This window comes from Gilliamella sp. B2828, from assembly GCF_026537125.1.
Taxonomy (GTDB): Bacteria; Pseudomonadota; Gammaproteobacteria; order Enterobacterales; family Orbaceae; genus Gilliamella.
In genome coordinates, this window is the sequence record NZ_JAFNMU010000001.1 from 375,751 (window position 1) to 396,521 (window position 20,771).

15 protein-coding genes and 1 tRNA gene are annotated in these 20,771 nt (G+C 36.9%); 15 read left to right on the forward strand and 1 reads right to left on the reverse strand.

The window, feature by feature from the left end; translation table 11 throughout:
* The first annotated feature begins 256 nt into the window (after positions 1 to 256).
* The 12 genes from J3U19_RS01670 to truB all read left to right on the forward strand — a co-directional run bounded on the left by J3U19_RS01670 (position 257) and on the right by truB (position 16,064).
* Positions 257 to 2,557 (forward strand): tetratricopeptide repeat protein, encoded by a 2,301-nt coding sequence (locus J3U19_RS01670; RefSeq protein ID WP_267345262.1) that lies wholly within the window; start codon positions 257 to 259, stop codon positions 2,555 to 2,557.
* Positions 2,558 to 2,900: 343 nt separating this feature from the next.
* On the forward strand, positions 2,901 to 4,463 hold the full coding sequence (locus tag J3U19_RS01675; protein ID WP_267345263.1) for an anthranilate synthase component 1: 1,563 nt from the start codon (positions 2,901 to 2,903) through the stop codon (positions 4,461 to 4,463).
* Entirely contained in the window at positions 4,463 to 6,094 is a 1,632-nt protein-coding gene (gene trpD, locus J3U19_RS01680; RefSeq protein WP_267345265.1) for a bifunctional anthranilate synthase glutamate amidotransferase component TrpG/anthranilate phosphoribosyltransferase TrpD, read from the forward strand. The genes J3U19_RS01675 and trpD overlap by 1 nt, the downstream gene beginning before the upstream one ends.
* A gap of 14 nt (positions 6,095 to 6,108) precedes the next feature.
* Positions 6,109 to 7,491, forward strand: a complete 1,383-nt coding sequence (gene trpCF, locus J3U19_RS01685; RefSeq protein WP_324123810.1) for a bifunctional indole-3-glycerol-phosphate synthase TrpC/phosphoribosylanthranilate isomerase TrpF — start codon at positions 6,109 to 6,111, stop codon at positions 7,489 to 7,491.
* A 21-nt stretch (positions 7,492 to 7,512) separates the two neighbouring features.
* Entirely contained in the window at positions 7,513 to 8,706 is a 1,194-nt protein-coding gene (gene trpB / locus J3U19_RS01690; protein WP_267345266.1) for a tryptophan synthase subunit beta, read from the forward strand.
* Entirely contained in the window at positions 8,703 to 9,509 is an 807-nt protein-coding gene (gene trpA / locus J3U19_RS01695; protein WP_267345268.1) for a tryptophan synthase subunit alpha, read from the forward strand. The genes trpB and trpA overlap by 4 nt, the downstream gene beginning before the upstream one ends.
* A gap of 208 nt (positions 9,510 to 9,717) precedes the next feature.
* A tRNA-Met gene (locus J3U19_RS01700) sits at positions 9,718 to 9,794 on the forward strand.
* A 192-nt stretch (positions 9,795 to 9,986) separates the two neighbouring features.
* Entirely contained in the window at positions 9,987 to 10,448 is a 462-nt protein-coding gene (gene rimP, locus J3U19_RS01705; protein WP_267345269.1) for a ribosome maturation factor RimP, read from the forward strand.
* Between the two features lie 16 nt (positions 10,449 to 10,464).
* Positions 10,465 to 11,940 carry a transcription termination factor NusA gene (gene nusA / locus J3U19_RS01710; protein ID WP_267339372.1) on the forward strand — a complete coding sequence of 492 codons (1,476 nt, stop codon included), beginning with the start codon at positions 10,465 to 10,467 and terminating at the stop codon, positions 11,938 to 11,940.
* Positions 11,941 to 11,957: 17 nt separating this feature from the next.
* Positions 11,958 to 14,651, forward strand: coding sequence for a translation initiation factor IF-2 (gene infB / locus J3U19_RS01715; protein WP_267345271.1), 2,694 nt, complete (start codon positions 11,958 to 11,960; stop codon positions 14,649 to 14,651).
* Between the two features lie 65 nt (positions 14,652 to 14,716).
* Complete coding sequence (gene rbfA / locus J3U19_RS01720) at positions 14,717 to 15,094, forward strand: 30S ribosome-binding factor RbfA (protein ID WP_267339370.1); 378 nt, start codon at positions 14,717 to 14,719, stop codon at positions 15,092 to 15,094.
* A gap of 67 nt (positions 15,095 to 15,161) precedes the next feature.
* Positions 15,162 to 16,064: a tRNA pseudouridine(55) synthase TruB gene (gene truB / locus J3U19_RS01725; protein ID WP_267345273.1), complete on the forward strand. Its 903-nt coding sequence runs from the start codon at positions 15,162 to 15,164 to the stop codon at positions 16,062 to 16,064.
* 68 nt (positions 16,065 to 16,132) lie between these two features.
* Here the strand turns inward: truB and J3U19_RS01730 are convergent, their stop codons facing one another.
* Entirely contained in the window at positions 16,133 to 17,179 is a 1,047-nt protein-coding gene (locus J3U19_RS01730; protein WP_267339368.1) for a LacI family DNA-binding transcriptional regulator, read from the reverse strand.
* A 294-nt stretch (positions 17,180 to 17,473) separates the two neighbouring features.
* Between J3U19_RS01730 and J3U19_RS01735 the strand changes: the two genes are divergently transcribed.
* From J3U19_RS01735 to dnaB, 3 genes are read left to right on the forward strand one after another with little or no spacing between them, the layout of a single operon-like run.
* Positions 17,474 to 18,508 carry an aspartate-semialdehyde dehydrogenase gene (locus J3U19_RS01735; RefSeq protein WP_267339367.1) on the forward strand — a complete coding sequence of 345 codons (1,035 nt, stop codon included), beginning with the start codon at positions 17,474 to 17,476 and terminating at the stop codon, positions 18,506 to 18,508.
* Positions 18,495 to 19,286 (forward strand): tRNA pseudouridine(38-40) synthase TruA, encoded by a 792-nt coding sequence (gene truA / locus J3U19_RS01740; protein WP_267339366.1) that lies wholly within the window; start codon positions 18,495 to 18,497, stop codon positions 19,284 to 19,286. The genes J3U19_RS01735 and truA overlap by 14 nt, the downstream gene beginning before the upstream one ends.
* 43 nt (positions 19,287 to 19,329) lie before the next feature.
* Positions 19,330 to 20,754: a replicative DNA helicase gene (gene dnaB / locus J3U19_RS01745; RefSeq protein WP_267339365.1), complete on the forward strand. Its 1,425-nt coding sequence runs from the start codon at positions 19,330 to 19,332 to the stop codon at positions 20,752 to 20,754.
* The last annotated feature ends 17 nt before the right edge of the window (positions 20,755 to 20,771 follow it).

Genomic DNA, 20,771 nt, shown 5'->3' on the forward strand with positions numbered 1-20,771 from the left:
TTGACCAGTTATTAATAAATAATCTTTATGTTATTTATTATTGATTTTATGAAGCTAATTTATTTTTAGTCATATTTTTGCTCTATCCCTTGTTAAATTTTTGGTGATTTTTTAACTTAACGCTAAACTGTGTCTATTAATTTAAACGACGCGCTAATATTAACCAACAAGAATCATTCCAGCCGAGCACATACTGGCTGTCGTTTAATTGTTTACTACGATTAAATATGACAAGAAAAACAGAATAGGAATAATAATGGAAGAGCAAATAGTTGAACAAAATATTAAACAACAAACGATCGAGCAGAGAATTGCAGATTTTAAAAAAATCACCAAAAACGATGGCGATGAAGAATTTTCAAAGGCTCAATTAGAGTTAGCCAAAATTTATTTTTTGGATAAAAAAAATAGTGAAGCCGCAATCAAACATTTATTAAAGGTTGAAAAGCTAGGTAATTCGAAATTATATGCCGAAGCTCAGTTGAAATTAGCCCAGATATATCAAGATGAAAATAACATAGCGCAAGCAGAACACTATTATTTACAGGTAGAAAGGGAAGATAATGCCGAAGCTTATGCTAGGGCACAATGTAATTTAGCACTTATTTACCAATTTAAAAAACAGGATATCGAAAAAGCCGAACGCCATTATTTACGGGTGAAAAAACAGGATAATACCGATGCTTTTGCTAGGGCTCAATATTGTTTAGCACTTATTTACCAATTTAAAAAACAGGATATCGAGCAGGCAGAATACCATTATTTACAGGTGAAAAAGCAGGATAATGCTGATGTTTATGCCGAGGCTCAATGGAATTTAGCACTTATTTACCAAGTTGAAAAACAGGATATTGAGCAGGCAGAACACTATTATTTACAGGTACAAAGGCAGGATAATGCCGATGCTTATGCTAAGGCACAATTTAATTTAGCGGGTATTTACCAAGGAGAAAAACAGGATATCGAGCAGGCCGAACGCCATTATTTACGGGTGAAAAGGCAGGATAATGCCGATGCTTATGCTAGGGCTCAATATTGTTTAGCGTTTATTTACCAATTTAAAAAACAGGATATCGAACAGGCCGAACGCCATTATTTACGGGTGAAAAAGCAGGATAATGCCGAAATTTATGTTTGGTCACAATGGAATTTAGGTCTTATCTATCAAACTGAAAAACAGCTTTTTAACAAAGCCAGTCAGTGTTTCTTACAATGTTGTGATAGTATTAATCCTTTTGTTTCCAATATAGCGAATCTTTATTTAGGGGATAATATCTATTTTAAAAAAACAGAAGGGAGTTTAAAAAAAGCAGAAGAATATTATCTAAAAGTGTCTTATTCCAATGATTTATTTGTATATTATATTATTGCTCAAATCATGTTATCAGTCATTGATAAGAATGAAGCTTCTTCACTATTTGCCGATGCCAATAAACGCGAGCAATCCGTTACTCACTACATTTGTTATATCAGAACATTAGCACAAAATATTCAGGAGCAGTTACTGGTTACATTTAAATTAAATGAAAACTTAAAAAGTGAAGAGAAACAATATGAACGGCAGGTTGCGCATTATACCAGACCCGGCGTGTTATTTAGTCTTTTAAAAAATGAGCCTAGCGATTTTCGTTTAAATGTGGTTGATTTTATGAACGATCCCACTGAAAATCAGATCCTGACTAATTGGCTCGATATTAAAACCGATAGGGATAGTGAAATAAAAAGCTTTTTAGCCAGTTTTTCATTTAATCATAATTCGTTAAATCAATTTCGTTTATATGGCAATGAAAACAATATTGTCGGCTCGAGTGTCAGTGTCGTATTTAATCAAAATTTTTTTGGCGACGATGTTGAACAAAGCATCAATCCTGATGGTATTAATCATTTAAATAAATTCACATCAGTTAAAATGGCAAGACAAGATTTTATTGATAATAAAACTGATGCTAATGAGAAGAACGAACCGTTAACACAATCCTCCTTTCATGATCTACCTTTGTTCCGTTGTTTGTATTTTGATCCAAGTAATGAATATATTAGTCTTGCCAAACGTAATAAATTTTCTTTTTATCTGGAGCACCGAGAAAGTTCTGCATCTAAGATTGAAAAAAAATGGAATGACTACCTAACTCAATTAGATGAAAAAGCTAAAATTCAAACAATTAGAAAAAAACTAAATCAAATAAAACAAGTAATAAAAAAATTAAATAAAAACGGAAGTATAAAAAATCTTTCTATTCTCGATCAATTAATTACCTTAGCCGTCATGCCTATCTCGTGCTTAATCAAGCATGCTGCATTTGAAGATGAAGATGAATGTCGAATGATTTATATCACAAATATTGCCGATGAAAAAATTCAAGCGCCGACAGATTATGTTCAAGCCAGCAGTTTATTTATTAATTACAAAACAGTGGAAGATTATATTGAGAAGATTTATTTAGGTCCGCAATGTGAAGCACATCATAAATTATGGATTACTAACCACTTTCGTATTTCGTCAAAACCAAGATCTAAGTTGGTTAAAGTGATTCAATCCGAAATGCCATTGCGCTAATTTTTACAAAGGATGCTTTATAACAAATAGCATCCTTTGGTTAAACTTGCTATTGATATACTAAAATAAATTTTATTTCTGCACACAAAATATTCACTTGACATTGCATCAATGAACTAGTTTAATAGTACAACATTCATTTTACATTAATAATAATCATGAAATCACAATACTGTTATTTGATTGCTTGCAAATTCGCTAATTTTGGTTGGTGGCGTATCACTTTGGGCGGGTGATTTGATAAAGCATTGTCTTTGTTTATAAAACCCGCTTAGCGCGGGTTTTTAGTTTTTCATAATTAAATGCATAGTTTAAATAAAAATTTAAAAATAGAGAGTCAACAATGAATAAGCCAACATTAACGCAGATAACCAAAACCATTGGTTATTATCAAGATCCGACTCAGGTATTTTATCAATTATGTCATGACAGGCCAGCTACATTGCTGCTTGAATCAGCCGAAATCGATAACAAGCAAGGCATAAAAAGTGTGATGATTGTGGATAGTGCGTTACGCATTTCGGCAATCGATCAGCAGGTGATATTTGAAGCTTTAACTTCAAATGGGCAAACGTTGTTACCTTTACTTGCCGATGCATTTTCAGCAAGTACTGTGAAAGTTGAAGTTGAAACGTCAAAGTTGACATTGGTGTTTCCTCAAGTTGATGCCATGCAAGATGAGGATTCTCGATTAAAATCGCTATCCGTTTTTGATGCGTTAAGAACGCTACTTAGTCTTGTGAATTATTCGAAACAAGCAAGCCATGATGCGATTTTTGTTGGCGGGCTATTTAGTTATGATTTGGTGGCTGGTTTTGAAAATTTACCTAAACTCCCTACTGATATGCGCTGCCAAGATTTTTGTTTTTATTTAGCCGAAACGTTATTAGAAATTAATCATCAAAATCACGTTTCAATATTAAAAGCGACCGCTTTCACGGCTGATCCAAAAGAAGTGGAACGTCTAGCTAAACGTATTGATGAGCTGCAAACTTTGTTAAACCAACCGATAAAGCCAATTCCTACTCAATCCCTTGCCAATATTATTGTTAATTGTAATAAAAGTGATGATGACTTTAATACCATAGTTAAAAAGATGCAAGATGCGATTCAACAAGGCGAAATATTTCAAGCAGTGCCATCTCGTCGTTTTACATTGCCTTGTCCTAAGCCTTTGTCTGCCTATCAACTTCTTAAAACTAATAATCCAAGCCCTTATATGTTTTATATGCAAGATAAGGATTTTGTGTTATTTGGTGCTTCACCAGAAAGCGCGCTTAAATATAGTAAAGCTACCAATCAAGTTGAAATCTATCCTATTGCCGGAACGCGTCCTCGAGGCTTAACCGCTAATGGCGACATTGATTATGATTTAGATAGTCGTTTAGAGTTAGATATGCGTACCGACAAGAAGGAACTGGCAGAACATTTAATGTTAGTGGATTTAGCTCGTAATGATTTAGCACGTATTTGTCAACCAGGTACACGATATACTAAAGATTTACTCAAAGTTGATCGCTATTCGTTTGTGATGCATTTGGTGTCTAAAGTCATTGGTCAATTACGTGAAGATTTAGATGCACTTCATGCTTATCAAGCGACCATGAATATGGGGACATTAACCGGTGCGCCCAAAATTCGTGCAATGCAATTGATTGCCGAATCAGAAAAAGTTAAACGGGGTAGCTATGGTGGGGCAGTAGGGTATTTTACTGCCAATGGTGATCTTGATACGTGTATTGTGATTCGTAGTGCTTATGTTGAAAACGGCATAGCGACTGTTCAAGCAGGAGGCGGCGTGGTTTTAGATTCTGAACCACAATTTGAATCCGACGAATCACGTAATAAAGCGCGCGCTGTGGTTAGAGCAATTATGGCAGCACATAATGTAGAAGGTGTATTCTAATGGCTAATATTTTATTTATTGATAATATTGATTCTTTTACTTATAACCTCGTCGATCAACTACGTAATAGCCAACATCATGTGACGATTTACCGTAATACGATCCCGGCTGATGTGATAGTTGAAAAACTCTCACAAATGCAAAATCCTATTTTGATGTTATCGCCAGGACCCGGCGCACCAAGTGAAGCAGGTTGTATGCCAGAATTACTTAAACGCCTAAAAGGTAAATTACCGATTATAGGTATCTGCCTTGGTCATCAGGCGATTGTTGAGTCTTATGGTGGAAGCATTGTACCAGCGGGTGATATTTTACATGGCAAAGCTTCTCTTATTGAACACGATGAACAAGCCATGTTTAAAGGCTTACCTAATCCATTACCGGTCGCGCGGTATCATTCATTAAAAGGCGAAAATATTCCTAAAACCCTAACCATTAATGCCTTGTGTCACAATATTGTGATGGCGGTGCGTAATGATGAGGATCGGGTGTGTGGTTTTCAGTTTCATCCCGAATCAATTTTAACTATTCAAGGCGTAAAACTGCTTGAGCAAACCATTGAGTGGGCGCTTAATCCATCACAACAAACAGCGCAACCAAAACAAGAAGCCATTATTGATAAGCAAGAGTATAATATTCAACCTATTCTCAATAAGTTATATTTAGGACAGGTATTAAGCCAACAAGAAAGTAAAATACTGTTCAACTTAATTATTCAAGGTAAAATCGAACCGACGGTATTGGCAACAGCAATAATTAGTATGAAAGTTCGCGGTGAAAAGCCAGATGAAATCGCAGGAGCCGCGCAAGCACTGCTTGAAAATGCCGATAGTTTTGCTATTCCAGATTATGCGTTTACCGACATTGTCGGAACAGGTGGTGATGGCACCAACAGTATTAATATTTCAACCGCCAGTGCCTTTGTGGCTGCTGCGTTAGGTTATAAGGTGGCTAAACATGGTAACCGTGGGGTGTCGAGTAAATCAGGTTCATCAGACGTGTTGTCTGCTTTAGGCATTAAATTAAATATGCCGGCCGAAGATTCGCGTAAGGCGTTGGATGAGCTTGGTGTATGTTTTTTATTTGCTCAGCAATATCATTCAGGTTTTCGTCATGCCGCGCCGGTTCGTCAGCAATTGAAGACTCGAACAATTTTTAATGTACTAGGGCCGCTCATTAATCCGTCTCGCCCTAAACGAATTTTATTAGGGGTATATCACCCAGATTTAATCAAACCGATTGCTGAAACGTTAACTATGTTAGGTTATACCCATGCCTATGTGGTACATGGTTCAGGAATGGATGAAGTTGCGATTCATGGTGAAACGCAAGTGGCTGAAGTGCATAATGGCAAAATTCGTTACTTTACGTTAACACCGCAAGATTTTGGCTTACAGCAATATACATTAAAAGATATTGAAGGTGGCACGCCAGAGATGAATCGTGATATGTTAATTGCGATTTTACAAGGACATGGCAAACCGGCTCATGAAGCAGCGATCGCCGCTAACGTTGCGATGTTAATGAGTTTGTTTGGTCAGTCCGATTTAAAACAAAATGCTAAACAAGCGATTGAAATGATGCGTAGTGGTAAAGCTTATCAACTATTACAGCAATTAGCGGCAAGATAACAGTGGAGAAAAATATGGCAATTGCAGCATTAACGGAAAATGTTGAAATGGCAACCGTATTGAAAAAAATCATCGAAGATAAACAAAGTTGGTTAGTCTCACAGCAAGCATCAAAACCGCTTGAAACATTTAAAATGGATGTGAAGCCTAGTGATCGTGATTTTTATCAATCATTGAATCAAACTAAAACAGCATTTATTTTAGAATGTAAAAAAGCCTCACCGTCAAAAGGGTTAATTCGGGATGATTTTGATCCTGCAACTATTGCCAAAGTGTATAAAGATTATGCTTCGGCTATTTCGGTGTTGACCGACGAAAAATACTTTCAAGGACGTTTTGAGTTTTTGCCTATCGTACGTAATGAGGTAACTCAGCCTGTTCTTTGCAAAGACTTTATTATTGATGAATATCAAATTTACTTAGCGCGTTATTATCAGGCCGATGCCATTTTATTAATGCTATCAGTCGTCAATGACGATGAGTATCGTCACTTAAGCCGTATCGCTCATCAACTCAATATGGGCATATTAACCGAGGCAAGCACGCAAGCCGAAGTGGAACGAGCAATTGCACTTGGTGCTAAAGTGATAGGCATTAATAATCGTAATTTGCGTGATTTGAGTGTCGATTTAAATCGCGTTAAAAATCTATCGAAAACGATTCCTGATGATCGCATTATTATCAGCGAATCGGGGATTGACACACATAATCAAGTTAAAGAATTAAGTCAGTTTGCTAATGGTTTTTTAATTGGTAGCGCGCTGATGTCAGAACCTAATTTAACCTTAGCGATTCGTAAAGTCATGCTGGGTGAAAATAAAGTTTGTGGTTTAACTCGCACTGAAGATGCGATAGCAGCTTACCAAGCCGGTGCGGTATATGGTGGATTAATATTTGCACCAAAATCACCTCGTTATCTATCGCCAATAAATGCCCGTAGAGTCATTTCAGCTGCGCCGCTGAATTGGGTAGGTGTGTTTAAAAATGAAACGATAGATCAAGTTTGTCAAATAGCCGAACAACTTTCACTTTATGCTGTTCAATTGCATGGTGATGAAGATAACCAATATATCCAATTATTACGTGAAAAATTACCTAAAAATTGTCAGATTTGGAAAGCATTAAGTATCAGCAATACCATCCCCGAACACAATAACCCATTAGTCAGTCGTTACATTTTCGATCATGGTGCTGGGGGAACGGGTAAAAGCTTTGATTGGTCACTACTAGCAGAGCAAAATTTAACTAATGTGATTTTAGCCGGCGGCATTAATCCCCAAAATATAAAAAATGCTTTAGCTACAAATGTGATTGGGGTGGATTTAAATTCTGGTATCGAAATTTCGCCGGGTATTAAAGATAAACACAAAATTCAAGCTGTATTTGAACAAATTTAATTAATGTTAAAAGGAATAGTTATGTCAAAATTAAATCCTTATTTTGGTGAGTTTGGTGGGCAGTATGTCCCTCAAATATTGATGCCTGTGCTTGAGCAACTTGAGGATGCTTTTTTATCAGCGATTCATGATCCAAGTTTTCAAAAAGAGTTTAATGATTTATTAGTCAATTATGCCGGTCGACCAACTGCGCTTACTTTATGTAAAAACTTAACTGCAGGTACTAAAACGAAACTCTATTTAAAACGTGAAGATCTTGTACATGGCGGTGCGCATAAGACCAATCAAGTATTAGGGCAAGCGTTACTTGCCAAACGTATGGGCAAAACCGAAATTATTGCCGAAACCGGTGCAGGGCAGCATGGCGTTGCATCAGCACTGGCCTGTGCATTACTTGGCTTAAAATGCCGTATTTATATGGGCGCAAAAGATGTTAAACGGCAAGCGCCTAATGTGTTTAGAATGCGTTTAATGGGGGCGAGCGTGATTCCGGTTGAAACAGGTTCAGCTACCTTGAAAGATGCTTGTAACGAGGCACTGCGTGACTGGTCAGGAAGTTATGAAAAAGCTCACTATATGCTAGGTACCGCAGCAGGTCCACATCCTTTCCCGACTATTGTACGTGAATTTCAGCAGATGATTAGCCGCGAAGCCAAACAGCAAATATTAGAAAAAGAAGGACGTTTGCCTGATGCCGTGATTGCTTGTGTTGGCGGTGGATCTAATGCAATTGGGATGTTTGCGAATTTTATTGAAGAAAAATCAGTACGCTTAATTGGTGTTGAACCGGGTGGACACGGCATTGAAAGCGGTGAACATGGTGCATCATTAAAACATGGTAAATTGGGTATCTACTTCGGTATGAAATCGCCAATGATGCAAACTGATGAAGGACAAATTGAAGAGTCGTATTCGATATCAGCGGGCCTTGATTTTCCATCGGTTGGACCTCAACATGCTTATTTAGATAGTATCGGACGTGCGCAATATGTTTCGATTACCGATGATGAAGCGTTAGATGCCTTTAAAGCGTTGTCGCGTCATGAGGGTATTATTCCTGCGTTAGAATCATCGCATGCTTTAGCTTATGCACTAAAGATGATCAAAGAAAATCCTAATAAAGAACAGCTGTTGATTGTCAATCTATCGGGCCGCGGAGATAAAGATATCTTTACTGTTTATGATATTTTAAAAGCAAAAGGAGAAATTGAATGAACCGTTATCAAAAATTATTTGATAAAGTAAATCAAGAAAAGCGGGGCGCATTTGTTCCTTTTGTTCCTGTTGGGGATCCTAATCCAGAACTCTCTTTACAAATAATACAAACTTTAATTGATGCTGGTGCGGATGCATTAGAGCTGGGTATTCCGTTTTCTGACCCTATGGCCGATGGACCAACCATTCAAAATGCGAATATTCGCGCTTTTAAAGGTGGTATTAGTGTTGAAAAATGTTTTGAAATATTAACTCAAATTAGAAACTATCATACTGATATTCCTATTGGCTTACTCATCTATGCTAATTTAGTTTTTAAAAATGGTATTGATAACTTCTATGCGAAATGTGCAAAAGCAGGCGTAGATTCAGTATTAATTGCTGATTTACCGGTTGAGTATGCACAAGAATTTACCAAACATGCAGAAAAATATAAGATTGCGCCAATCTTTATTTGCCCACCAAATGCTGATGACGAAGTTATTAAAAAAATAGCTGAATTGGGTAAAGGTTACACCTATCTTGTGTCACGTGCTGGTGTAACCGGTATTGAAAATCGCGCCAATAAACCTTTAACGCATTTAATCCAAAAATTGACTCAGTACGGCGCGCCGCCAGCGATTCAAGGATTTGGTATCTCAGAACCGTTGCAAGTGAGTGAAGCCATTAAATCTGGTGCTGCTGGGGCTATTGCTGGTTCCGCTACGGTAAAAATTATTGAACATAATCTGAATAACACAGACAAAATGCTAAGCGAATTAGCTCACTTTGTTAAAATCATGAAACAGGCGACAATCAAGTAATCATTATTTAATGAACGCACATTGGTATAATAAACTTTAAAATAGGTTTTTTATACCAATATGAGTTAACCAATTATGCTTAATTTATCTAAATGCATAAGCCAAGTTGTAGTAGGTTATTTTTATAAACTTTAAGCAGAATTGATAAAACTAGCGTGATTTTAAGTTGCATTTTATCCAAAAAGAAGTATAATTCTCAGTCATCTATCGCGGGGTGGAGCAGCTTGGTAGCTCGTCGGGCTCATAACCCGAAGGTCGTTGGTTCAAATCCAGCCCCCGCAACCACTTAAATTTTCATCCATAAATCAATCAACCCTTTTATTGCATGAAAGTTCAACTCAAGTGGCTTCATTATAATGAGTTTTTTAAATGTAGCCTCGCATGTCGAGGTTTTTTTTCGTGTTGTGATTTTAAGCGTAAGTTTAAAAAGAATGTTGGGCTATATGCCCTTTTTTATTTTCTGCAGTGGAGGTTTGTTTGGCTAATATAGAACAGCAATTAACTGATATCATTCAAGAACCAGTAAGTGCACTTGGCTTTGAGTTAGTTGGCGTTGAATACATTCGTGGCCGTTACCCAGTGTTACGAGTTTATATAGATAGTGAAAACGGTATAACTGTTGATAATTGTGCTGATGTAAGCCGACAAATTAGCGCAGTACTTGATGTTGAAGACCCTATCAAAGACGCCTACAATCTTGAAGTTTCATCTCCTGGTATGGATAGACCTCTGTTTACGCTTGAACATTATCAACGTTTTATTGGTGAAGAAGTCACTGTTAGTTTACGTATTCCTGTTGCAAATCGTCGCAAGTGGAAAGGTCGGATAAAATCCATTGATAATGAGATGATTACATTAACGGTGGAAGATAATGATGAAGTGTTTGCTTTTACTAATATACAGAAAGCAAACATAGTACCTAATTTTAACCTTAAATAGAGTACGGGTGTAAAGGATGAATAAAGAAATTTTAGCTGTTGTTGAAGCAGTATCAAATGAAAAAGCACTAACGCGTGACAAAATTTTTGAAGCGTTAGAAACAGCATTAGCAACAGCCACGAAAAAGAAACAGAATGTGGATATTGACGTTATTGTAAAAATCGACCATAAAACAGGTGATTATGACACATTTCGTCGTTGGCATGTTGTGAGTGATGTTACTCAACCAACGAAAGAAATAACATTAGAAGCAGCACAATACGAAGATCCATCAGTACAATTGGGTGATTATGTTCAAGAGCAGATCGAATCAGTAGCATTTGACCGTATTACTACCCAAACAGCTAAACAAGTTATCGTACAAAAAGTACGTGAAGCTGAGCGAGCCATGGTCATTGACATGTTTAGAAATCGCATTGGTGAAATAGTAACCGGTATTGTTAAGAAAACCAACCGTGATAGTGTTATTCTTGATTTAGGGAATAATGCTGATGCAATGATGTTACGTCATGATATGTTACCACGTGAAAATTTTCGCATTGGTGACCGTGTTCGTGGTATTTTATACCTCGTTGAACAAGATAATAAACCAGCACAACTTTGTATTAGTCGCTCTAACCCTGAGATGATGGAAGAATTATTCCGTATCGAAGTGCCAGAAATTGGTGAAGAGATGATTGATATTAAAGGAGTTGCTCGTGATCCAGGATCGCGCGCAAAAATTGCAGTGAGCAGTAATGACCGTCGTATTGATCCAGTGGGTGCTTGTGTCGGTATGCGTGGTGCACGAGTTCAAGCGGTATCAAATGAATTTGGTGGTGAGCGAATCGATATTGTTTTGTGGGATGATAATCCAGCACAATACGTAATTAACGCTATGGCGCCTGCAGATGTGGTGTCAATCGTTGTTGATGAAGATAAGCATACTATGGATGTCGCCGTGAATGCCGATACGTTGCCACAGGCAATTGGTCGAAATGGGCAAAACATTCGTTTAGCATCCCAACTTACGGGTTGGACATTAAATGTTATGAGTACCGAAGATTTACAAGAAAAACATCATGCAGAATCTTTTGCTTCAATTAGTAATTTCATGAAGCATTTAGATATTGAAGAAGATCTTGCACAACTGTTAGTTGAAGAAGGCTTTACTTCACTGGAAGAGCTTGCTTATGTACCAGTTGATGAATTACTTGAAATTGAAGAACTCAATGAAGAACTCGTTGAAGCATTAAGAAGCCGAGCAAAGGATGCATTAACCACAATGGCATTAGCTACTAGTGGTGATAAAAGACCTGCTCAGGATTTATTAGATTTGGCGGGTATGACACAAGAATTGGCCTATCAATTAGCACAACATGACGTAACTACTTTGGAAGATTTAGCTGAACAAGGTACCGACGATCTAGCCGATATTGAGGGTTTAACAAGCAAACAAGCTGGCGATTTTATTATGGCTGCACGTAATATTTGTTGGTTTGCAAATGAATAATTGAGGGAAAGTAATACATGACCAAAGTATCAATCGAAACACTGGCTCAAGAGATAAACACTCCAGTGCAAACACTTTTGCAACAGTTTGCCGATGCGGGCATTAAAAAAACAGCATCAGATACTGTTACACAAAAGGAAAAAGAAGCTTTGCTTGCTCATTTAAATCCTCAGCAAGGTCCGACTAAATTAACGTTGCAACGTAAAACCCATTCAACTTTGAATGTGTCAAGTGCTGGTGGTAAAAGCAAAGAAATTAAAGTAGAAGTCCGTAAAAAACGTACTTTTGTCAAGCGTGATCCTGCTGAAGTCGTAGCACAGCAAGAGAAAGCTCGTCTTGAAGCTGAAAAAATTAAACAAGAAACTGAAATGAAAGCACGTAACGAAGCGGAAGAAAAAGAAAAATTAGCAGCCGCAGAAGAAGCCAGAAAACGTGAAGAAGAAGCGAAAAAGCAAGCTGAAATTCAGGCCCAAGCTCAGGCTGAAGAAGAAAAAACTAAGCAAGTAGCTAAAATTGAACAAGCACACCCAGTGGATCCTAAAGTGAAAAAAGCACAGGAAGAGAAAGCACGTTTAGAAGCCGAAGCTAACGAAATTAAACGAAAAGCAGAAGAAGAAAATCGTCGTAAACTTGAAGAAGATGCTAAACGTATGGCAGAAGAAGCACGTAAATTAGCCGAACAATATAGTGATACTGAAGTGAGTGATAATCCGGATGATGAAGATTATCACGTGACGACTTCAAAATATGCGAGAGCGGCTGAAGATGATACTGATCGTGAAGTCGAAAGCGCTCGTGGGCGTGGTCGCAACGCTAAACAAACTAAACAGAAAAAAGGCAGTAAACTTTCTGAAGGCAAAGCTGAACGTGAAGAAGCGCGTGCAGTTACTCGAAGTGGTCATAAAAAGAAAGGTAAAAGTGCATTGCAACAAAGCTTTAATAAACCAGTGCAAGCGGTTAATCGTGATGTTGTGATTGGTGAAACGATTACGGTTGCTGAATTAGCCAATAAAATGGCTGTTAAAGGTTCAGAAGTCATTAAAACCATGATGAAGATGGGCGCAATGGCAACCATTAACCAAGTTATCGATCAAGAAACCGCTCAGCTTGTTGCTGAAGAAATGGGACATAAAGTTGTGCTTCGTCGTGAAAATGAGCTTGAAGAATCGCTTATGAGCGATCGTGATACTGGAGCAGAAAAGGTTGCACGAGCTCCAGTTGTGACCATTATGGGGCACGTTGACCACGGCAAAACATCGTTACTTGATTATATTCGTAAAGCGAAGGTCGCATCAGGCGAAGCAGGTGGTATAACTCAGCATATCGGTGCTTACCATGTTAAAACCGCAAATGGTGAAATCACTTTCTTAGATACTCCAGGTCATGCGGCATTTACTTCAATGCGTGCCCGTGGTGCGAAAGCGACCGATATTGTGGTGCTTGTCGTTGCAGCTGATGATGGTGTGATGCCACAAACTATTGAGGCTATTCAGCATGCTAAAGCTGCGAATGTGCCAATTGTTGTTGCTGTAAATAAAATTGATAAACCAGAAGCCGATCCTGAGCGCGTAAAAGGTGAACTGGCCCAATATGGCGTTATGTCAGAAGATTGGGGGGGGGATACTCAGTTTGTTCATGTTTCGGCTAAAGCAGGTACAGGCATCGACCAACTACTTGAAGCAATCTTATTACAAGCTGAAGTTCTTGAATTAACTGCCTACGAGACTGGAATGGCAAGTGGTGTAGTTATTGAATCATTCCTCGATAAAGGTCGTGGTTCTGTTGCTACTGTACTGGTTCAATCAGGTACGTTACATAAAGGTGATATAGTACTTTGTGGATTTGAGTATGGTCGAATTCGTGCAATGCGTAACGAATTAGGTAAAGAAGTGACCGAAGCTGGTCCATCTATTCCAGTTGAGATTCTCGGTCTATCTGGTGTGCCATCAGCAGGTGATGAAGCAACCGTTGTTCGTGATGAAAAGAAAGCGCGTGAAGTTGCGCTTTATCGACAAGGTAAATTCCGTGATGTGAAATTAGCTCGTCAACAAAAAGCGAAACTTGAAAACATGTTTACCAACATGACTGAGGGTGATGTATCTGAACTTAATATTGTTTTAAAAGCCGATGTTCAAGGTTCAGTTGAAGCAATTTCTGATTCATTACTTAAACTATCAACAGATGAAGTTAAAGTTAAAATTATTGGTTCAGGTGTAGGTGGTATTACTGAAACTGATGCATCACTTGCAGCAGCATCTAATGCAATTATTTTAGGCTTTAATGTACGTGCTGATGCATCTGCACGTAAAGTTATTGAAACAGAAAACTTAGATCTACGCTACTATTCAGTAATATATGATCTCATTGATGAAGTGAAACAAGCAATGAGTGGTATGCTTGCACCTGAGTACAAACAAGAGATCATTGGTCTTGCCGAAGTACGTGACGTCTTTAAATCACCAAAATTTGGTGCGATTGCTGGCTGTATGGTAACTGAAGGTGTGGTTAAGCGTCATAACCCAATTCGTGTATTACGTGATAACGTGGTTATCTATGAAGGCGAACTTGAATCATTACGTCGCTTTAAAGATGATGTTAACGAAGTTCGTAATGGTATGGAATGTGGTATTGGTGTACGTAACTATAATGATGTTCGTGTTGGCGATGATATTGAAGTCTTTGAAACTATTGAAATCAAACGTACGATTTAGTCATTTCGCTGTCTTTCATAAGCAAGGTTTAGACCTTGCTTATTTATATTTAAAGGAAAATAGATATGGCAAAAGCATTTAATCGTTCATCTCGAGTCGGACATGAATTACAAAAAGAAATTGCAATCATCTTACAACGGGAAATCAAAGATCCTCGTTTAGGTATGGTGACGGTTTCTGGGGTAGATATTTCACGCGATCTTTCCTATGCTAAAGTTTTTGTGACTTTTTTAAATGATGAAGATCCGCGAGTTATTGAACAGGGTTTAAAAGTGCTTAATGATGCTAAAGGCTACATTCGTACTTTAATCGGTAAAGCCATGAGCTTACGTATTATTCCTGAGATTAAATTCTTTTATGATGAGTCTCTGGTTAAAGGTATGCATATGTCTAATTTAGTAACTAATGTTATTAAGCAAGACAACGAGCGTCATAAAGATTAATTTTAAAAATAACTTCTAATTTTTTGTAAAGAAGTTTCAGGTTAACTATACGTTTCAGTATAAAAAGATGATAAACATAAAAAAAACTCGCCGTGATCTTCACGGCGTTTTATTGCTAGATAAACCACAAGGTCTGACGTCAAACGATGCACTGCAAAAAGTAAAACGACTGTTTAAAGCAAAAAAAGCAGGACATACCGGAGCGCTTGATCCATTAGCAACGGGAATGTTACCAATTTGCTTTGGTGAAGCAACCAAATTTTCTCAATACTTGTTAGATTCTGACAAGTGTTATCGTGTTATTGCTAAACTTGGTGAACGAACGGACACTTCTGATGCAGATGGTCAGATTGTGTGTACCAGACCTGTTGAGGTATCCGAATTACAAATTAATCAAGCTTTGACGCATTTTCGTGGTGATATTTTACAAGTACCAACCATGTTTTCAGCATTAAAACATCAAGGTAAGCCACTTTATGAATATGCTCGTCAAGGTATTGTGATTGAACGCCAAGCTAGGCCTATCACTGTATATAAAAATCAATTTATTCAATTTGATGATAAAAAAAATGAATTGACGTTAGAGATACATTGTTCAAAAGGAACTTATATTCGCACCATTGTTGATGATTTGGGTGAACGTCTTGGTTGTGGTGCACATGTTATTTATTTAAGACGTTTACAAGTATCCAATTATCCTATTGAAAATATGGTCACATTAGAAACATTAGAAGATATGATCGATAAAGAACAATTCTTAATGGCTGTTGATAGCCCATTACAAGATTGTCCAAAAGTGATACTGACGCATGCTCAAGGTAATGATATTTTACTGGGGCGAACAATTGAACTTGATAATTGTAAACCAGTCGAAACATTGGTAAGAATCTATCAAGATGAACAATTCATTGGAGCAGGTATACAGCTGTTTAATAAATTATCGCCAAAACGCTTAATATCAACTTCGTAATGTTTAATAATGCTTTATCGAATTAATAGACTATATTGAATTATATTAACACGGTATGGTTTGAATTTTTAATAAAAAAATGCCTCAGTATCAATAATATGGTAATGTTTAGTTGATGCCAATTTATTTAATATATAGTGGCAAAGCAATGTTGCTGCTTCTTGCCCCATTTTATACAGGGGTTTATTAATTCGACTTAGTTTATCTAATTCATTATATTGTCTATCTGTTGAGTGGCTAAGGTACGTTATTGTAAGCGGTTTAGGCAATTGGATTTCACTTTCCTTAGCCTGATGTAATGCACCTAAAATGACATTATAATGTGTTGAAAAAAACTCTGATTTTTGACATTGTTCATCTAAATAATTTAGATTGATATGATCACAACAGATAACAGCAGTAGGAGGACTATTACTATTTATTAATTGTTTAACTGCTGCTTTGCCATGCTCATAAGTAAAACAATCTTCAATAAGATAGTCTTTGTTAACGATTAAATTTGCTCTTAACAAAGCTTGTTTATAACCTTGTAAGAAAAGCGTCGAACTGGCTTTATTTTTGTCATTATATAGAACCGCAATTTTAGTATGAGAATTACTTAATAAATATTGGGTTATTTGATGTCCAATTACTAAATGATCAAAATGAACACATATAAAGTTGAGGGAAAAGTGATTAATTAAAACAATAGGCGGTAAAACTTTTTTAAACTTTTCCAGCTCCTGCAAATAAGGTGCGTCATTAATGACTAAAATACCCGCAAAAGAATGTTGACTAATATATTTAATTAGATAATGAATATCTTGTCTCGTATGATAGGGAAAACGAAAGTAAAAAGTTACAAAACCCGCTTTAGTCAATGTTTGCTCTAAACCAAAGTTAATGTGTGTTCTTGTAATAAATTGATTGTCGAGTACCAATATTTTATTACTATCATGATGATCATTACGTGATTTAAAATTTTTATGAATATCAATATTGAGCTCTTCAATAGCTTGATAAACTTTCGATTGTGTTATGGGAGAAGTTAAATGCGGTTTTTTTAAAACTCTCGACACGGAAGCAATGGATAAATTGGCTTGTTTAGCAATGGTGGATAATGTTTTTTTTGCCATAATAGATGATTTTGAATGTGTTTTATAATTGTCTAATTTAGCGATGATTATTCAATTAGTAACTGGAAAAGATCTTTTTTGTCGATCAATATTCCAAAAAATTTATTAGAGATAATAAAAAAATAATTAAAAATGAATGTTAAGTTTTTCTAAAAATCAAGTCTAATCAATTCCTTTTATATGAACGAGGCTAACGAGAACAAATGCCAATATCATGGCAAAATATCTTTTACCGCTATATTTACGATATAGTGATATAATTACCACTAAACTTTTTTATTTGGGTTATTAAATATGTCTGCATGGAATATTGCTATTGTCGGTGCGACAGGACAAGTCGGTTCTGCGCTAATTGAATTGTTACAACAACATTGTGTTCAAACAGACGAGGCACAAAAACATAATTTACAAATTGAAAATCTTTATTTAGTTGGAAGTGATAACAGCGCGGGTGAAATTGTTCGCTTTGCGGGTAAAAACTTAACTGTTATTGATGGTGCACAAATGGATTGGAGTCAGTGTCATTTTGCCTTTTTTGTTGCTGGGGCTGAGACCAGTGAAAAATATGCGCAAGTAGTGACTGATTCTGGTTGTGTTGTTATTGATGCCAGTGGTTATTTTGCGACTCAAGATCATATTCCTTTAATTGTGCCAAAAGTGAATAACAATGTGTTAACTGAATATCGTAATGATAATATTGTTGCTGTAGCAAGCGCAACAGTATGCCAGTTATTGCGTTGTGTGGCATCGTTAACCGATACTGACTTACTCACTAACTTACATGCAACCAGTTTTATCCCAGCATCACTCTATGGTAAGCCTGGTGTTGATGAATTAGCAGGGCAAAGTGCACGTTTGCTTAATGGCATGCCAGTTGATAATGCGTTATTTGATAAACAATTGGCTTTTAATTTATTACCAATATCACATGAACGTGATGATATGGCATTAGGTGAAAAATCACAAATTAACCAAATTCGCAAAGTCCTTAATAATTATGATTTACCTGTATCGATCGAATCTGTTGTGGTACCAGTATTTTATGGGCTTGCCCAAGCAATTAATGTATCGAGCAGTTTACCTATTGAATTGGATATGGCGCGATTTGGTGAATATGGTGTTGAAGTACATGAAGATAACTTACCAACACCAGTAACAGAAGTTAGCCCTGAATCCGAATCTCAGTTAACAATTAAATTGGCTAATTTACGACACAGTTATGGGCATTATGAACAAATTCAATTTTGGTCAGTAGCTGACAATGTCCGCTATTTAGGGGCATTAATGTTGATTGAGACCCTTGAGATCTTAATTAATGACTACCTCTAAAATTGCATTAGGAATTGAGTATGATGGCAGTGGCTATTTTGGGTGGCAGCGTCAGCAATCGGTTGATTCTATCCAAGCAAAATTAGAATCAGCCTTGTCGATTGTCGCCAATGAACCCATCAATTTGTTTTGCGCAGGTCGGACTGATGCTGGTGTGCATGCGACAGGACAAGTAGTGCATTTTGAAACCCAAGCTAGACGATCCCAAACAGCTTGGACAATGGGGGTCAATGCACATTTACCGGTAAATATCGCTGTTCGCTGGTCTCAAGTTGTCGATGATAGTTTCCATGCTCGGTTTAGCGCAACAGCTCGGCGTTATCGTTATATCATTTATAATAACCGTTATCGCCCAGCAATTTTAGCTAAAGGTGTATCGCACTATTATTTACCTTTAAATGAGACATTGATGAATCAAGCTGCACAATATCTATTAGGTGAAAATGATTTTTCATCATTTAGAGCGGCACAATGTCAATCACGAACACCTTGGAGAAATGTTCATCATATTGAAGTAATAAGGAAGGGTGAGTATATCCTCGTTGATATCAAAGCGAATGCATTTGTTCACCATATGGTTCGCAATATAGTAGGTAGTTTACTTGAAGTTGGGGTAGGCAATAAACCACCAAAATGGATTGATGAACTTCTACGCGTAAAAGACAGGACTCAAGCAGCAGCAACAGCAAAACCTGAAGGTTTATATTTAGTACAAGTGGATTATCCTAGTGAGTATCAAATACCTAATCTCGCATTAGGACCATTATTTTTAGCGTAAGCCAATAAGCTTAATGATGAATTAGATTAAAAAGATGAACGTAATGAACAAAGATGAAACAAGCTTAAACAGAAATTCAAGAAATCAAGAGGCGAAAAAATCAAATCTACATAACATCAAGATGCCTCCGCATTCAATTGAGGCAGAACAAGCTGTGCTTGGTAGTTTGATGCTTGATAATCAACGTTGGGATACGGTTGCTGAAATGATTATGGATCGCGATTTTTATTCGCGCCATCATCAACTGATTTTTTCTGAAATGCATTCGCTGATAAGCAAAGGTACACCGATAGATTTAATTACTTTATCAGAAAGCTTAGAAAGCAAAGATCTATTAACGGATGTGGGGGGATTTGCTTACTTAGCTGAGCTTTCTAAAAATACGCCAAGTGCGATTAATGTGGTTGCTTATAGTGAGATTATTCGACAACAGGCGATTTTGCGCGAATTAATCAGTGCTTCAAATGAAATCGCAGATAATTGTTATGCTACAGAAGGTCGAGACAGTACTGAAATATTAGATTTAGCAGAAAGTAAAATCTTTCAAATTGCTGAAAGTCGAACAAAGCAGGGCGATGGTCCTAAAAGCATTACTGAAGTGCTTGAAGCAACGGTTGCTAAAATTGAAGAACTATTTCAACGTCCACATGACGGTGTGACAGGTGTTTCAACAGGTTATATTGATTTAGATAAAAAAACCGCTGGGTTACAAAGTTCAGACTTAATCATCATTGCTGCCAGACCATCAATGGGTAAAACCACATTTGCAATGAACTTATGCGAAAATGCGGCAATGACGCAAGAAAAACCTGTATTAATATTCAGTTTAGAGATGCCCTCTGAACAGATAATGATGCGTATGCTTGCCTCATTATCGCGGGTTGATCAAACACGTATTCGAACAGGACAATTGCAAGATGATGACTGGGCAAGAATCTCGAGCACGATGGGACTTTTACTCGAAAAGAAAAATATTTATATTGATGATTCATCAGGTTTAACACCAATGGAATTGCGTTCACGGGCTAGACGTATTTATCGTGAACATAAAGGTTTAAGTATGATTATGGTCGATTATTTACAGTTGATGCGTGTACCCAATATTTCTGAAAACCGAACTTTAGAAATTGCCGAAATTTCTCGCTCATTAAAAGCGTTAGCAAAAGAGTTACAAATACCAGTAGTAGCGCTATCACAGCTAAACCGTAGTTTAGAACAACGAGCGGATAAACGACCAGTTAATTCAGATTTACGTGAATCGGGATCCATTGAACAAGATGCTGACGTAATTATGTTTATTTATCGTGACGAAGTTTATAATGAAGCATCTGAACATAAAGGGATTGCTGAAATTATATTAGGTAAACAGAGAAACGGACCAATTGGTAAAGTTCGCTTAAAATTCCAAGGTCAATTTTCTCGATTTGATAATTATGCCGATTCCAGTAAATATATGGATGATGAATAATTGCCGATTATCAGAAA

Bases quoted from the DNA above. Each gene is read 5' to 3' on its own strand.
- trpA (WP_267345268.1), top strand. From the start codon at position 8,703: ATGAACCGTTATCAAAAATTATTTGATAAAGTAAATCAAGAAAAGCGG.
- rbfA (WP_267339370.1), top strand. From the start codon at position 14,717: ATGGCAAAAGCATTTAATCGTTCATCTCGAGTCGGACATGAATTACAA.
- dnaB (WP_267339365.1), top strand. From the start codon at position 19,330: ATGAACAAAGATGAAACAAGCTTAAACAGAAATTCAAGAAATCAAGAG.
- trpCF (WP_324123810.1), top strand. From the start codon at position 6,109: ATGGCAATTGCAGCATTAACGGAAAATGTTGAAATGGCAACCGTATTG.
- truB (WP_267345273.1), top strand. From the start codon at position 15,162: ATGATAAACATAAAAAAAACTCGCCGTGATCTTCACGGCGTTTTATTG.
- trpD (WP_267345265.1), top strand. From the start codon at position 4,463: ATGGCTAATATTTTATTTATTGATAATATTGATTCTTTTACTTATAAC.
- J3U19_RS01670 (WP_267345262.1), top strand. From the start codon at position 257: ATGGAAGAGCAAATAGTTGAACAAAATATTAAACAACAAACGATCGAG.
- J3U19_RS01730 (WP_267339368.1), bottom strand. From the start codon at position 17,179: ATGGCAAAAAAAACATTATCCACCATTGCTAAACAAGCCAATTTATCC.
- J3U19_RS01675 (WP_267345263.1), top strand. From the start codon at position 2,901: ATGAATAAGCCAACATTAACGCAGATAACCAAAACCATTGGTTATTAT.
- truA (WP_267339366.1), top strand. From the start codon at position 18,495: ATGACTACCTCTAAAATTGCATTAGGAATTGAGTATGATGGCAGTGGC.
- nusA (WP_267339372.1), top strand. From the start codon at position 10,465: ATGAATAAAGAAATTTTAGCTGTTGTTGAAGCAGTATCAAATGAAAAA.
- J3U19_RS01735 (WP_267339367.1), top strand. From the start codon at position 17,474: ATGTCTGCATGGAATATTGCTATTGTCGGTGCGACAGGACAAGTCGGT.
- trpB (WP_267345266.1), top strand. From the start codon at position 7,513: ATGTCAAAATTAAATCCTTATTTTGGTGAGTTTGGTGGGCAGTATGTC.
- infB (WP_267345271.1), top strand. From the start codon at position 11,958: ATGACCAAAGTATCAATCGAAACACTGGCTCAAGAGATAAACACTCCA.